Origin of the sequence: Sphingomonas sp. 2R-10, assembly GCF_030062225.1 — a bacterium.
Taxonomy (GTDB): Bacteria; Pseudomonadota; Alphaproteobacteria; order Sphingomonadales; family Sphingomonadaceae; genus Sphingomonas.
The window spans coordinates 1-13,931 of sequence record NZ_JASCXF010000010.1 but is presented as its reverse complement, the minus strand read 5'-3'; the positions used below and the strand labels follow the sequence as shown (position 1 = coordinate 13,931).

Below are 13,931 nucleotides of genomic sequence, written 5' to 3'. Positions count from 1 at the left end.
CCCCTCGGGCGGGATCGTGAGCACCGCCGATCGTCAATCCTGACAGGTCAGCCTTGCACGAAGCTGTCGCTGGTCGACGGATCAACGGGCAGGTGCCACCGGCGATGGCGGCTTGCGCAGGTGCAGTTCGCCACGCGGGAAATCAAGGGCATAGACCTGCAACGCCGCCAGCAGGTCCAGCCCGACGATCATCGTCGGCGGATCGCCCGCCTCGCCACCGCCCAGCCCGTCGGCGAAGACGACGCGGACGTTCCGGCCGATCGCCGGGCCGATCTTCACGCTGTCCATCGTCGCGACCTGCGCCGCGCTGCCGCCGCCCGCCGCGCCGCGGATCTGGCCATAGGGCGCGAGCCGGGAATCGTCGGCTTCCCAGCCGATCGCGCGCAGGACGTCGCTGCCCGCGACGCTGCCCTGCGCGCCGGTGTCGATCAGTCCGCGGATCAGCACGCCGTTGAGCGTGACCGGCACGACCAGCCCTTCGCCGGGGACATATTCGCCGCGTACCGCGACGAATCCCGCCGGGGTCGGTCCCGACGGTTCGACCCGCACCTCGTCGCGCACGCCGTCGAACACGAGCCGCCGCCCTTCGAACAGGTCGACACCGGCGATCACCTGCGCATCGGTCGCGCCGATCGACGATACGCCGGGGATTTCCGCGTCGCGCAGGTCGAACAGGCGGTTGCCGAACCGCCCGACGCGGTAGAGGCGAACCTCCTCCGCCCCCGCCACGCCGCGCACGCCGATCGTCCCGTCGGCGGGGACGAGGCCGAGCGCACGCGCGGCGTCGTCCCGCATGATCGTGCTGCCGGCGGCGGTATCGATCACGACATCGACCGGCCTGCCGTCGATCGTCGCGACGACGACCGGGCGCCCCTTGCCGTCGCGGCGCATCGGTTCGGCGGCGGTCGACGCCACGGGCGGCGCGGCCGGCGGCGCGGCCTGTGCCATCACGGCGAGGGACATGACTATCGCGAGCATCGGCCCACTCCTTCGTACAGAAAACGGCCGCCGGGCGGCGGATCAGTCGCCGTCGTAGACGCGCTGGACGTGCAGCAGCACTTCCTCGACCAGCGCGTCGGCGCTGACGCCCCCGGCCTGCGCATGGAAATTGGTGACGATGCGGTGCCGCAGGGCCGGCAGCGACACGGCGGCGATGTCGTCGCTGCTGACCGAGAAGCGCGCATCGAGCAGCGCATGGACCTTTGCCGCGAGCATCAGCGCCTGGACGCCGCGCGGCGACGCGCCGAGCGCGACGTGGCGCGTCACGCTGTCGGGCGCATAGTCGCTGCCCGGCTGCGTACCCATGACGAGGCGGATGGCATAGGCCCTGGCCGCGTGCGGCACCGGTATCGCGCGCGCGACCTCGCGCATCCGCAGCAAGGTGCCGCCGTCGGTGACGGCATTCACCACCACCTGTTCGCCGCCCGTCGTCCGGTCGATGATCGCATGATATTCGGATTCGGTCGGATAGCCGACCAGCAGCTTGAACAGGAACCGGTCGAGCTGCGCCTCGGGCAGCGGATAGGTGCCTTCCTGATCGATCGGGTTCTGCGTCGCCATGACGCAGAACGGTTCGGGCATGCGGATCGTGCGTCGGCCGACCGTCACCTGCTTTTCCTGCATGACCTCTAGAAGCGCCGACTGCGTCTTGGGCGTGGCGCGGTTGATCTCGTCGGCGAGGACGAGGTTGGAGACGATCGGCCCCTGTTCGAACGTCAGCTCGTGGCGGCCGCCCTCCCCCTCGGTCAGCATCGACGTGCCGATGATGTCGGCGGGCATCATGTCCGGCGTGAACTGGATGCGCGAGAAGGGCACGTCGACGGCGCGGCTGATCGCATGGACCAGCGCGGTCTTGCCCAGCCCCGGCACGCCTTCGAGCAGGACGTGGCCGCCCGCCATCAGCGCGGTCAGGACGCCGTCGATGACCTCGCCCTGCCCGACCATCATCCGCGACACCTCGGTACGGATCCGGGTGAAGGTGGCGCGGAAATCGGCGGCGCTTTCACGGGCGCTGGCGGCGGTGATCTGGTCTGTCGGCTGCATCTTGTCCCTGTCGGTCGAGAATCGCGGGCGGCCATCCTGCCACCGCAAACTTGCACCAGGCTGGCAGGATGGCCGCGTCAGGCGATGGCGAGGCGATAGCCGACGCCGCGCACCGCCACGATGCGGACGGTGCCGGTGCGGTGGATGAGGTTGTGGCGCAGGCGCGAAATCTGCGATTCGAGCGAGTTGGCGTTGACCAGATTGTCATAGCCGTAGACGCGCGCCTCCAGCGTCTGGCGCTGGACCAGCGCGCCCGGGCGGGCCATCAGCTCGGCCAGCACCAGCGCCTCTGTCCGGCGCAGCACCAGCGGTTCGTCGTCGACGTAGAACGCGCCGGTATCGGCGTCGTGGGTGAGGCGGCCGAACCGGCGCACCTCATGCTCGGTCGGCATGATCCGCCGCAGCGCGTTGCGGATGCGCGCAAGCAGCTCGCGCGGTTCGAACGGCTTGCCGATATAGTCGACCGCGCCCAGTTCGAGCCCGGCGATCCGGTCGTCCACCCCCGCCAGCGCGGTCAGCAGCAGGAAACGCTGCGTGGCGCCCCGCCGTCGCGATTCGGCGATCAGGTCGGCACCCTCGCCGTCGGGCAGCATCCGGTCGAGGATCACGAGGTCGAAGGCGTTGGTCGCCAGCGCCTCGCGCGCCATGTCGAGGCTGTCGGCGAGGTCGACGACATAGCCGTTGCGACGGAGATAGGCTCCGGTCGTCTCGGCTACGTCCAAATCGTCCTCGACGATCAGCAATCGCATTATCCGCCGTCTCCCTGCCGCGCCCCGGCGAGCGACGGCAATGGATCGGCGGAGAATGGTTTAAAAGACATATTCGACCTGGAACATCACGGTTCGCCCCTCGATATTGTAGCGAACGGTATCGTAGGGCCGTCCCTGCACCACCGTAAAGGGCGGCTTCGCATCGAGGATGTTGCGGCTCGCCAGGTTGAAGGTGAAGCGCTCGTGCGTCTTGAGCGAGGCCGTCAGGTCGAAGACGGTGTAGGGCGACACGCGAAAGGCCCGCGGGAAGCCGTTCTCGGTGTTGTTGAGCAGGCCGGCGGCATAGTCAACGAGATAGTCGTTGGTATAGGCCGGGGTGTGATAGCCCCACAGCGTCGCCGACAGCTTGCCGCGGGCATAGGTGAGCGATCCGACGAGGCGATAATCGTCCGGCCCCTGCAACTTGCCCAGCGTATCCACCGGGACCGACCCCGGCAGCGCGCGGCTTTCGGACTTCAGATTGTCGACCACCGTCAGGCGCGGTTCGAAATTGCCGATGCCGGTCATCAGGAAATAGCTGATCTCGTAGGTCATCGACCGGTATTCGGAACCGATCAGGTTGATGGTGCGGCTGCGGAACTGGGTGATCCGGCCATCGGGACCACGCGGGAAGAACTGCTCGAGCAGATAATATTCCGCCGGCCGCACGATCTTCGCCACGTCGTCCGCGCGGGCGAACTGGTTGCGGATGACGGTGCGGTTGTAGGTCGCGCTGGCGTTCAGCCCCTGCAGCGCACCGCCGGGCGGCTGCCATGCCAGCGTGAAGCTTTCCTGCCGCGACGTCTGCGGCAGCAGGTCGGGGTTCGGCGAGACGAAGGCGGGCACGCGGTAGGTGATGCCCGGATTGCGCGGATCGCCGGTGATGACGACGTCGCGCAGCCGCTGCGACGCGTCCGGGCGGAACAGCTGGGTGAAGGGCGGCGGCTGGAACCCGCGGCCCCATTTCGCGAGGATCGTCACCCCCTCGACCGGCTGATAGTTGAGGCCGAACGACGGCGTGAAGCGCGTGAATTCGTTGCGCCCGAAGCGCAGCGGCACGCCCGGCCTGAAGGGAACGTCGCCGACCGTGCCGATCGGGCCGTCGATGCGACTGGTGTCGCGACGCCCGGCGAGGTTGAAGGTCAGCGCATGGGCCAGCGGCAGGTCGTAGCCATTGCCGAGGATCGGCAGGCTGACCTCGGCAAAGAATGCGTAGCGGCTGCGCGACCCTGCGGCGCCGGTCACCGCGTTGATCTCCCGGCTGTTCGCGCCGTCGTCGTTATATTCGCCACCGATGGCATAGCTGAGCGGACCGGCGGGCAGGTTCATCAGGCGGCCGGTCAGGCGCGCCTCGACCTGTTCGGCGCGCGACGAGCGGTCCTCGCTGTCATACTGGTAGAAGAAGTCGCGGATGCTGCCGCCGGGGCCGTCCCCCGACGTCTTGAAGGGATTGAAGGCCACGGCAGGATCGGTGCTGGTCAGCGCCCGGCACTGCCGGTCGAAGATCGCGCGCCGCCGCGTGAGCGCATCGCCGGTCAGCAGCCCGCTGTCGATCTCGAAGTCGGTGCAGGTGAAGGTGCCGGGATTGGTCGTGCTCTCGGCGATGCCTATGATCGATCCGAGCTGCGAACCACTAGCCTTCGTCTTCGATTGCGACGTCGTATAGATCGCCGTGAGCCGCGTATTCTTGTTGAAGTCGTACGTCAGTCCGGCGTTGACGTTCCACTGTTCCGCCGTGTTCCGGATCGTGCTCGGCGTGACGATGCCCCTTCTCGCCTCGTCCTGCGGAAAATAGTTGACCTGTACGCCGGGGCTGAACCCGTCCGGATCGAGCTCATAGGCGGCGAACGGATTATAATATTGTCCGGGGGCCAGCGTCACGGTCAGACCCCGCCCGCCATCCTCTTCCTGAACGTTCGTGCCGCGACTGTACAAGGCGTTGGCGAAGAACTTCAGCCGTCCGGTGATGTTCTGATCGAGGTTCAGCGTGAAGCCCAGCGTGTCGCTCAGTGGCCCGGCCAGCCGTGGAATGTAATCGCGCAGCCGGTCCGGCCCGACCACGACGAACTGGTCGGCCGTCGGCCGGGTGCCGGCGCCCGGGCCCGGCGTAAGATAGCGGTAGGCATATACGAACTCACCGGTGTCCGGATCGAACGCGCCGCTGCTGTTGTCGATGATACCGGGTTGCAGGCCGTTGGCCACCGATCGCTGGTTGAAATACGGATCGCCGCCGAACAGGGCGGAGTAGTCCTCGGTTACATAGCCGGTCTTGCTGTTCACGACCGGCTTCTGCCGCTGGAAGTCCGCCGTGCCGGAAATGCTGCCGCTGCCCCACGCGAAGCCGGCATAGGCGTTGAACCGTGCCGAATCCCGGCCGTTGTTCGAGAACTGCGCCTGGCTGCCCAGGGTAACGCCGCGATAGTCCTTGCGCAGGATGAAGTTGATGACACCGGTCATGGCATCGGCGCCGTAGACCGCGGCGGCGCCGCTCGGGATGATCTCCACCCGCTCGATCGCGCTCAGCGGGATGCCGTTGAGGTTGACGAAACCGTCCTCGATGCCGGCGGCGCCCGCCATGCGACGGCCGTTGACCAGCACCAGCGTATTGCTCGCGCCCGCCCCGAACAGGTTCGCCGCCGACACGCCGAGCGACCCCAGCTTGGAGACGGAGGACTGGCCGGAACGGTTCGACAGCGGGCCACTGTTGCGCTCGTTCGTCACCGCGCCGATCGTCGCCACGTTCTGCGGCAGGGTGCGGATGAGATCCTCGACCGAGGTGACGCCGCGCCGCTTGATCTCCTCGCGGTCGATCACGACCTTCTTCGACGTCACGTCGCCATCGTACAGGCGGCTTCCGGTGACCTCGATCGTATTTTCGGGAGAATCCCCCGCCACCGGCGGCGCGTCGGCATTGGCGTCTGCCGGCTCGATCACCGTGTCCTGCGTCGAAACCTGCTCCTCCGCAGCGGCTCTCGCCTTCTGCCGGTCATCCTGCCCTTCCGCACCGGCCTGCACCGACGACGGCGACTGCTGCGCACCGGCGACGCCGGACAATCCGATGGCCGACACCGCGGCCAGCAGCGCGAATTTTGATCGGAATGCTCTCACCGGTGCGTTTCCCCCATGACCGGTCGTCTCGTATCGGCGATCGCTCGCTGCCCGCTCCTTTTTGGAGTCGATGACAGCACCGGCGAGCAAGACCGAACGTCGATCGGACCAGTCGTTGTTCCCGTGAAAGAATTATGACGGCAAGCTTGCACGAACCTTGCCAATATTCGGGCGACCTGCTGCCCGCTTTCTGGATCGCCTTGAGCTGGAAAGATCAAGTCATGAAGGAGGACCGGCAAGTGGAGCGAGCGATGAAAAGGTCGAAGTTTTCGAAAGACTTCGTCCATGACCAACTTGCGACAGTACCAGAGCTGCATATCCCGACGGCGGTAGATATCTTCAGCCGGTTCTCGCCGGCGGTGCTGCCAAGGTTCCGCTTCCGGGCGCGGGACGACGTGGAGGTGCTCAAGCGGGTGAGCGGCGAGAGGGGCCATCCGGCATTGATCCGCGTTGACCAGGACAGCGAGTTCCTCTTGCGCGACCCGAATCTGTGAGCCTGCGCCCGCGGGGTCACGCTCGACTTCAGCCGGCCCGGCAAACCGACGGACAACGCGTTCATCGCGTCCTTCACTAGCCTGCGACGGCCGGGGGCACGTTCCGGGGGAGTGTCTGAACCAGCATCGGTTCATGAGCCTCGACGACGCGGTCCGAAAATGCGAGGCTTGGCGCGGAGACTACAACGAGGTGCGACCGCATAGCGCCATCGGCCACAAGACGCCGATATCGCTGGTGAACCGGTCAGCGGCACATGGCCCGCTGCTGCCGGCAGATGCTGGATGACGACCAGCCAATTGGTCCAAGAATGGGGAGCAGCTTATCGGGGCCGGTCTGGACCCGTTCCGGCAGTTCACCGTCGGGTTCGCGCAACAGCGCACGCGGCACGAAACGAACGTCCAGCCTGCATTGTGCTCGCCCCACGCAGATCGACATTCAGGCCGTACCCCCGCGCAGGCGGGGGTCCAGAGTAACGGCAGGGCGACATTCGTGGCTCTGGACCCCCGCCTGCGCGGGGGTACGTGAACCAGAAAGGCTCCTGATCCTGCTGGATGGCGCTCCAATTCGCTGAATGTCGATCGGCCCTAGAACAACTCGTCCAGCAGCAGATGGAACGCCATTCGCGCCCCATCGGGCTCCGCCACCCCATAGGTCACGAACATCCGCGCCACCAACGCGTCGTCGAACGCGCCCAGACAGTTCGCGAGGATCGCGAGATCCTGATAGCGGTCGGCGATCCCGACCCGCCCCAGATCGATGCAGCCGGTCACCTCACCGTCCTGCAGCAGCAGATTGTCGAGCGAGAAGTCGCCATGGGTCACCACCGGGTCGGCCGGCAGAGGCAGATGCCCTTGCAGCGCGTCCCACACCTGCTGCGCGCTCCATCCGGCCCGCGCATCGTCGAAATCCGCTTCATCGACCAGCTCGGCATCGATCCGCACCTGCGCCAGATGCAGCCGGTGCCCCGCATCGAACGGACAATGCGCCACGGGAATCGCATGCAGTCGCCGCAGGAACCCTGCCAGCGCGTCGACCACCGCCCCGCGTTGTTCGGGCGCCCGGTCGAGCAACTGCCACGCGGTTTCCCCGGCCAGCGCCGTCGTCAGCAGCCATGCCGCATCCGGCAGCGCTACGAACGCGACCAGGTCTGGCACCGGCACATATGCCGCCAGCCAGCGCAGCCGCACCATCTCCGCGACGATCTCGTCGGCGACTACGCCCGTCCCGTGCTTCAGGAACAGGTCGGGCGCATCCGCACGACCGGAAAGGCGATAGACCGCCCCGCCCGATTCGCCGACATGGTCGCGCGCCCAATGATAGCCGCGCACCGCCTCGGCGATCCCGGCCGGCATCGTGACCGGCGCGCACGCCACTTCCCGTTCCGCCACTGCCTGCTCCGACTGTCGATCGTCCCCCCGCCAAACAAACGAAAAGGGAGGCCGGTTGCCCGACCTCCCTTCCGAAATTCTGCTTCGTGAGAAGCTGAATTACATGCCCGAACCCGGACCGTAAGTGATTTCCACGCGACGGTTCTGCAGTTCGCGAACACCGTCGGCGGTTTCGACGCGCGGACGGCCTTCACCGAACGCTTCGGTCGAGATGTTCGACCCGCCGATGCCACGGCCTTCCATGTACGCACGGACTGCATCAGCGCGACGCTGCGACAGACCGACGTTGTACGAAGCCGAACCCGAACGGTCGGCGTGACCGGCCAGCATGACCTGCGCGTTGCCGCACGACTGGTAGTTCGAAATGGCGTTGTCGAGAATGCCAGCCGCTTCTGGCGTGACGTCCGACTTATCCCATTCGAAGAACACGATGTACGGTCCCGGCGTGCAGACGACCGGCGGCGGCGGCGGCGTTTCGACCGGCGGCGGCGGCGGCGGCGGCGTTTCGACCGGCGGCGGCGGCGGCGGCGGCGGGGTCGGCGCGCCGAAGTTGAAGGTCAGGCCACCCAGCAGGCTGTGCGACCGGAAACGACCGTCATAGCCAACGCCACGAACGTTCACGAGGCGAACGTCATCGGCGTTGAAGAAACGATACTTCAGCGAAACGTCGACGTTTTCGCTCAGCGGCGCGCGGATACCCGCCAGAGCCTGCCATGCGAACACGGTGTCCGAATCGTCGAGCGCCGCGAAGTTGTTGACGACGCGATAGTCGTGCGCCTTGACGCGCGCGACACCCGCACCGCCGCCGACGAAGCCGCTGATGGCATCGTCATCGCCGAAGTCGAGCAGGGCGTTCGCCATGAACGACAGCGCCGAGGTACGGCCACCGCCGCTGTAGGTGCCGGCACCCACTGCGGTCGTCGGGCCGGTTGCGATCGAACCGGTGGTCCGGAGTTCGTCGACGGTCGCGCTCTTGTAAGCGACTTCGGTTTCGATGCGCAGGGCACCGAAATCGTAACCCACGGTGCCACCGACGTCGTAGCCATAGTTGCTATCGACGGTAGTGACGCCACCGGCCGGCGTGGTCAGATCGTAATCGATATCCTCGACGATCATCGCGCCGCCTTCCACACCCACATACCACGCGTTGTCGCGGGCGAGGGCGGGAGTTGCGAGCGCAGTGGTCGCGAGCGCCAATGTGACGGCAAGCTTCCGCATTCTAGTCCCCTTTCACAGTTGTCCTACGGACAGCGCAAACCAAGTACCGAAGCGTTAGTTTCCACGCAAGCGCACAAATTCTGCGGTGTTGCAGGAAAGACACGGATTTAGCGTGCGATCAGCCCGTGGTCGCGCAGCGCGCCGAGGATCGCGGCGAGCGCCGTTCGGGCCTCTTCGTCGCGCACCGTTCCGCCGTCCGGAACAGCGATCGCCGCGCGCTGCGGCCCCACCACGGCGACGCCGTCGACCATGATCCGCGCCGCGCGCACCTCGCCCTGCCGCCACGCACCCCCGCGGAACACCAGTGTCGTTTCGCCGCCGATCCACCAGAGGGTCATCCCTTCGCGCGGCATCATGAAACGCCAGCCGCCACCGGTCATGCCCGCGATCTGACCGGCCCGGCCGGCCCACGCTCCGCCCGGCGCGGGGCCGACGATCCAGCAGCGACCGGGCTCGGCGGTGGCGGGCGGCGTGTCCTGCGCAACGCCCTCGACGCAACCATGCAACAGCAGGTCGATCAGGGTAAGCGCCTCGTTGTGCGTCATTTCCTTTTGCGCCTGCGCAATGTGCAACAGGGGCAGCGACAGGCGGCTGGTCTGGTCGGTCATCGCGTCGTCTCCGGTCGGTAATGGAACAGCGCTGGTGGCGACGCACCCTGCGTGCCGATCTGGCGCAGCTCGACGGTCAGCGGCGCGACCGGATCGATCGTCCAGGTCGGCTCCGCCACCTCGATCGTCCGCACCGCCCCGGTCGCATCGGTCAGGGTCAGGCGATACGCCTCGCGCTCCTCGCCCAGCGGCGTGTCGATCGCATCGCGCCACGGTGCCACCAGCCGGGTCCGGCGGACCCAGCGCAGCACCGGGCGGTCGCCCTCCCGTCCGACCGACAGATGCACCGGCGCGGGCGGCACCAGCGCCCGGCCGCCCGGGCGCAGGGTGGCGGTCGGCGTGTCGCCTTCGACGATCCCGGCCGCCATCACCGCCAGTTCCAGGCCCACCGCCCCCGGCAGCTCGATCCGCCGCACCGTCGCCGGGTCGAGCAACGCGAAGCCCTCGCCCATCCGGTGGCCGGCGATCGCCGCCTCGCTGCCCCGCCGCCCGCGCCACAGCCGCGACAGCCGCCAGCGCGCCGGCCCGATCCGCTGTGCCGTGCCGAACTGCAATATCTCCCCGCCGACCAGCGCCGCATTGCCGCCGCGGTCGAGCGCGGCGTCGTCGATCGTCTCCAGCGTCATCGCGTCGTGCAGCAGCTCGACCTCGATCGTTCCCGCCCGGTCCTCGATCATCGCGCTGGCGGGCGCGGGGGGCAGCGTCACGCGCCCGATCACCCCCGCCGCCGCCGTCTCGCCGATTTCGGTCCATCCGCCCGCATCGCTGCCGACCAGCAGCGTCGCCCGCCGCCAGCCCGGCGCCGTCCCGGCCGCGATCGCGCCGATCCACGGCGCGCCCTCGACGGTGTCCGACGGCAGTTCGACCAGCATCAGCCGCGTCGCGCCCGTCGCGACATCCGCCGCCAGCTGCGGCACCCCGATGGCGGGCGGCGCGGCCAGCGTGGCCGCGGCGATCCGCACCAGTTCCAGCGTGATCCGCATCGCCTCGATCCGGGTCCGGCGCACGCGCCACAGGCCCTCGCCATCGGACAGCGTCACCCGGTCGCCGGGCGCCACGTCGATCGCACGCCAGTCGAGCGCGACCGTCCGCACCTCGCCGGCCAGTGCGGCACGCGCGGCGATGTCGCCCGCGATCCCCGCTGCGACCCCGGCGGTCATCGCGGCCGGCAGCTCGATCCGCAGCATCCGCCGCGTTGCGCTCCCGCGCAGCACCTGCTGCACCCCCGCCTGATAATCGCGCGCGACGTCGTGATAGGCGAGCGCGAAGTCGGCGGGCGTGGCCGGCGGGCGCTGCCAGTCGGGCGCATCGCCCGGCAACACCGCGTCCGACAGCCGCCGCGCCGGCCCGCTCCCGCTGCGCAAGGTGACGTGATCCCCATCCACGGCATACCAGCCACCCAGCGGCTCGACCAACGCCTCGATCGCGTCGCGGCACCGCGCCCCGCTCGCCGCATAGCCGCCCAGCAGCGGCCCGCCCGCCTCCGCCACGATCGCGCCATTCCCGAGAGCCGCGACGATCGCCCCGGCGGCGACCGGGGCGGCATCGGCCTCCACCTCGAAGGTCAGCGACGGGATGCGGTTCCCGAAATCGGCCAGCGCCAAATCCTCGAACACCGCATAGGCGACACCGCGATACGCCGGCGCATCGGCCGCCCCGACGATGCTGCAGATCAGCGGATCGGCCGTCTGCGCCTCGTCGCCGGGATACCAGCGGAACCCGGTCCGCGTCTTCCAGTCGCCCGCCGCACCGCGCAACAGCTTGCCCTCGGCCCAGATCCGGCGGATGCCGCGGATCGGCCGCCCCGACAGCGCGACCGCGAACGACGCCGAATAGCTGTAGCGCGTCGTCCGCCCAGTTCCCTTGCCGCCGGTCGTGCTCGCCGCCTCGCGCAGGTCGGTGGCCCAGATCACCGTGCCCGCCACCCGCATCGTCCCGAACAGCTTCGGGATCTGCGCGCCATAGCTCGACAACTGCACCTGCAACTCGTTGAGCCTTGGCCCCTGCCGCGCGGGCGTCCCGAACACCGCGCCGTCGATCGCCCGTCCGGCCAGCCCGCCCAGCGCCGCGCCCACCGGCCCCGCCACCGCGCCGCCCAGCGTGGTCAACACCATCGTCGCCATGTCTATCCTCCCGATCGTCGCCACACCGCCAGCACCGGCCATCGCGGCGGCCCCGGCCGCTCGACCACCGCCCGCGCGACCGCATCGGCGTGGATCATGCCCCCGCCGGTCGACAGCGCGAGGTGCAGCTGCCCCGGCCCGCTCGCCAGCAGCAGCACGTCGCCCGCCGCCGCTGTTACCGCGTCCTCGAACCCATAACCCTTCAGCACCACCGCGATCCGCGCCGGATCGCCGCCCCGCGCCGGATAATCGCCCGGCACCGTGAGCCCATGCGCCCACGCCACCAGCCCGACACAGTCGAACCCGGTGTCGGGACAGCGCCCCTGCCGCCGGAACCGGCACCCGACCACGCTCCGCGCCCGCGCGACCGCGCTCATTCGCCGGGATAGCGCGTCAGCAGGTCGATGCCCGGCAGATGCGGCTCGCCCCGAAAGTTCGCGACATTCCCGAACCGGTCGCGGCACGTCGCCAGCGTCGCGTCGCACCCCTCGCTGATCTCGACCAGCGCGCCCGTGCCATCGAAGCGCGGCGGCTGTTCCAGCGTCACGCTTGTCCCGTCCGCCGCCACGATCATCGCCGCCAGCCCGCTGTTCGCGCCGCCGATCCAGCGGAGCCGCCCGCGCGCGAACCCCGCGCCCGCCGCCAGCAGCACCCGCGCGCCATCCTGCCCCGTCACCCTCGCCACCCGCCGCCGCGCCGCCATCGGCACGCGGCACCGCCGGTCGCCCAGCAGCGCGCGGCATCCGGGCGAGGTCGCCTCGACCACCGGCGCCTCCAGCCGCTCCTCCGCCCCCAGCAGCTCGGCGGCGAACCGCCCGCGCCGCAGCTCCACCGCCCCGATCCGCCCGCTGGCAATCGGCACCGGCGCACGCCCCACGTCCCAGTCCACCGCGAACACCACCACCCGCGCCCCGTCATAGCGCCCCGCCAGCAGGTCGCCCGCCGACACCGCTTCATGCGACAGCGCCCCCTCGACCGCCATCACCGGGGCGTCGAGCGTATCGTCGCGCACGATCGCCGAGGGCACCATTCCCGGCGCCGCGCGATACGGCAGCCCACCCACCACCACGTCGCGGTCGTGCGCGGTCAGCCCGATCGTCACCCCGTCACGCCGCTCGATCCGCCAGCACCACGTCAGCGTCGTCACCACGCTCATGCCTCGCGCACCTCGATCAGCGGCACGCTGGCGGCGATCCCCGCGCCATGCGTCGCGCGCGCCACCTGCAACCGGTCCTCGGCGAAGCGCACCGGCACATCGAACGCGAACCCCGCCGTCACCGCCACGCCAGCCGCCGGCGCGACGTCGAGCAGCACCACGCCGCCCGCACCGACCGCAAAGCCCTGCGTCTCCACGCCGCCGACGCCTACCCGAACGCTCCCCGCCACCGGGCGGGTGATCCGCCGCGCCATCGCGCCGTAGCGTTTCACCAGCGGGAACCGCGTCGTCACCCCGTCGCCGGTCCCGATCGCGACGTCGCCGAACCCCGGCGGGTCACCGGTCGCGTGGTCGAACGGGTCCCGCAACCGGAACGCCCGCGCCGGCCCCAGCCTTGCCCGAAAGAAATCGAGCAGGACGCCCACGTCGCGCTCCGACCGCACGCCCGGCCCGACATCATAGCGGGTGCGTGGTTCGGCCCAGTCGACATTGCGCATCTCCGCGCCGCCCGCCGCCACCGCGATCGCGGTCGACGTCTCGGGACAAACCTCGGCCTCCGCGCCCAGCGCCAGCGGAAAGCGCACATCGTCGAACGCATCCATGTCGCGCTCCTCCTCCCAATAGGTGAACCCGTCGCGCAGCACCTGCGGCAGCGCCCACACGAACGTCTCCGCCACGCCGCGCCCGCGCGCGACCTCCGCCGCGGCCGCGATCGCCGCCCATTGCCCGCGATCCTCGGGCCTGAGCACGAAGCCCGAGAAATAATGCTGTTCCGCTTGCCGGTAGCCGAGCCGCGCTCCCGCCGCCGCGACGCCCCGCGCGGTCGCCCCGGCATTGCCGGTCGCCGCCCAGTCATAATCCTCCAGCTGCAACACATCGAACGCCGGCCGGGCCCAGCCGAGCGGCAGGTTCGCGCGCTTCACCTCGGGACTTTCCGCATTCAGGATCGTCGGCAGATAGGCGAGCAGCAGCGCCTCCCCCGCCCCCGCCTCCCGTGCCGCCGCCACCAGCGCGGCGGCACGGGAGGCGGGGGCGGGGGAGGC

General features: G+C 69.4%; 13 protein-coding genes. 2 read left to right on the top strand and 11 right to left on the bottom strand.

Translation table 11 applies throughout. From position 1 onward, the window contains the following. Positions 1 to 81: 81 nt before the first annotated feature. The 4 genes from QLH51_RS06395 to QLH51_RS06380 all read right to left on the bottom strand — a co-directional run bounded on the left by QLH51_RS06395 (position 82) and on the right by QLH51_RS06380 (position 5,900). Positions 82 to 978 (bottom strand): aspartyl protease family protein, encoded by an 897-nt coding sequence (locus tag QLH51_RS06395; RefSeq protein ID WP_125657005.1) that lies wholly within the window; start codon positions 976 to 978, stop codon positions 82 to 84. A 42-nt stretch (positions 979 to 1,020) separates the two neighbouring features. Beyond that, complete coding sequence (locus QLH51_RS06390) at positions 1,021 to 2,043, bottom strand: AAA family ATPase (protein ID WP_125657008.1); 1,023 nt, start codon at positions 2,041 to 2,043, stop codon at positions 1,021 to 1,023. Positions 2,044 to 2,120: 77 nt separating this feature from the next. Further along, the gene (locus tag QLH51_RS06385; protein ID WP_125657011.1) at positions 2,121 to 2,792 is read right to left on the bottom strand and encodes a response regulator transcription factor; all 672 of its coding nucleotides are present in this window, start codon (positions 2,790 to 2,792) and stop codon (positions 2,121 to 2,123) included. A gap of 60 nt (positions 2,793 to 2,852) precedes the next feature. Further along, positions 2,853 to 5,900: a TonB-dependent receptor plug domain-containing protein gene (locus QLH51_RS06380; RefSeq protein ID WP_206428975.1), complete on the bottom strand. Its 3,048-nt coding sequence runs from the start codon at positions 5,898 to 5,900 to the stop codon at positions 2,853 to 2,855. Positions 5,901 to 6,034: 134 nt separating this feature from the next. Here QLH51_RS06380 and QLH51_RS06375 point away from each other — a divergent pair, with 134 nt between their 5' ends. Both QLH51_RS06375 and QLH51_RS19930 read left to right on the top strand, forming a co-directional pair. Beyond that, entirely contained in the window at positions 6,035 to 6,394 is a 360-nt protein-coding gene (locus tag QLH51_RS06375) for a hypothetical protein (protein ID WP_125657014.1), read from the top strand. Then, the gene (locus tag QLH51_RS19930) at positions 6,351 to 6,680 is read left to right on the top strand and encodes an integrase core domain-containing protein (RefSeq protein WP_443018819.1); all 330 of its coding nucleotides are present in this window, start codon (positions 6,351 to 6,353) and stop codon (positions 6,678 to 6,680) included. Before QLH51_RS06375 ends, QLH51_RS19930 begins: the two co-directional genes overlap by 44 nt. Before the next feature lie 299 nt (positions 6,681 to 6,979). Here QLH51_RS19930 and QLH51_RS06365 read toward each other — a convergent pair whose 3' ends face one another. The 7 genes from QLH51_RS06365 to QLH51_RS06335 all read right to left on the bottom strand — a co-directional run. Then, on the bottom strand, positions 6,980 to 7,783 hold the full coding sequence (locus QLH51_RS06365) for an APH(3')-I family aminoglycoside O-phosphotransferase (RefSeq protein WP_283514453.1): 804 nt from the start codon (positions 7,781 to 7,783) through the stop codon (positions 6,980 to 6,982). Between the two features lie 99 nt (positions 7,784 to 7,882). Beyond that, positions 7,883 to 9,001 (bottom strand): OmpA family protein, encoded by a 1,119-nt coding sequence (locus tag QLH51_RS06360; protein WP_125657020.1) that lies wholly within the window; start codon positions 8,999 to 9,001, stop codon positions 7,883 to 7,885. Positions 9,002 to 9,108: 107 nt separating this feature from the next. Further along, the gene (locus QLH51_RS06355) at positions 9,109 to 9,609 is read right to left on the bottom strand and encodes a DUF2793 domain-containing protein (protein WP_125657023.1); all 501 of its coding nucleotides are present in this window, start codon (positions 9,607 to 9,609) and stop codon (positions 9,109 to 9,111) included. Next, positions 9,606 to 11,732, bottom strand: a complete 2,127-nt coding sequence (locus QLH51_RS06350) for a GTA baseplate fiber-binding domain-containing protein (protein WP_125657026.1) — start codon at positions 11,730 to 11,732, stop codon at positions 9,606 to 9,608. Before QLH51_RS06350 ends, QLH51_RS06355 begins: the two co-directional genes overlap by 4 nt. 2 nt (positions 11,733 to 11,734) lie before the next feature. After that, the gene (locus tag QLH51_RS06345) at positions 11,735 to 12,109 is read right to left on the bottom strand and encodes a peptidoglycan endopeptidase (RefSeq protein ID WP_125657029.1); all 375 of its coding nucleotides are present in this window, start codon (positions 12,107 to 12,109) and stop codon (positions 11,735 to 11,737) included. Beyond that, entirely contained in the window at positions 12,106 to 12,888 is a 783-nt protein-coding gene (locus tag QLH51_RS06340; RefSeq protein WP_125657032.1) for a DUF2163 domain-containing protein, read from the bottom strand. The genes QLH51_RS06345 and QLH51_RS06340 overlap by 4 nt, the downstream gene beginning before the upstream one ends. Then, positions 12,885 to 13,931 (bottom strand): DUF2460 domain-containing protein (locus tag QLH51_RS06335; protein WP_283514452.1); only part of this gene is annotated, 1,047 nt, incomplete at its 5' end. The genes QLH51_RS06340 and QLH51_RS06335, both read right to left, overlap by 4 nt.

Coding starts and splice junctions, on each gene's coding strand:
- QLH51_RS06340 (WP_125657032.1), bottom strand. CDS start 12,888: ATGAGCGTGGTGACGACGCTGACGTGGTGCTGGCGGATCGAGCGGCGT.
- QLH51_RS06350 (WP_125657026.1), bottom strand. CDS start 11,732: ATGGCGACGATGGTGTTGACCACGCTGGGCGGCGCGGTGGCGGGGCCG.
- QLH51_RS06395 (WP_125657005.1), bottom strand. CDS start 978: ATGCTCGCGATAGTCATGTCCCTCGCCGTGATGGCACAGGCCGCGCCG.
- QLH51_RS06355 (WP_125657023.1), bottom strand. CDS start 9,609: ATGACCGACCAGACCAGCCGCCTGTCGCTGCCCCTGTTGCACATTGCG.
- QLH51_RS06390 (WP_125657008.1), bottom strand. CDS start 2,043: ATGCAGCCGACAGACCAGATCACCGCCGCCAGCGCCCGTGAAAGCGCC.
- QLH51_RS06385 (WP_125657011.1), bottom strand. CDS start 2,792: ATGCGATTGCTGATCGTCGAGGACGATTTGGACGTAGCCGAGACGACC.
- QLH51_RS06345 (WP_125657029.1), bottom strand. CDS start 12,109: ATGAGCGCGGTCGCGCGGGCGCGGAGCGTGGTCGGGTGCCGGTTCCGG.
- QLH51_RS06375 (WP_125657014.1), top strand. CDS start 6,035: ATGACGGCAAGCTTGCACGAACCTTGCCAATATTCGGGCGACCTGCTG.
- QLH51_RS06360 (WP_125657020.1), bottom strand. CDS start 9,001: ATGCGGAAGCTTGCCGTCACATTGGCGCTCGCGACCACTGCGCTCGCA.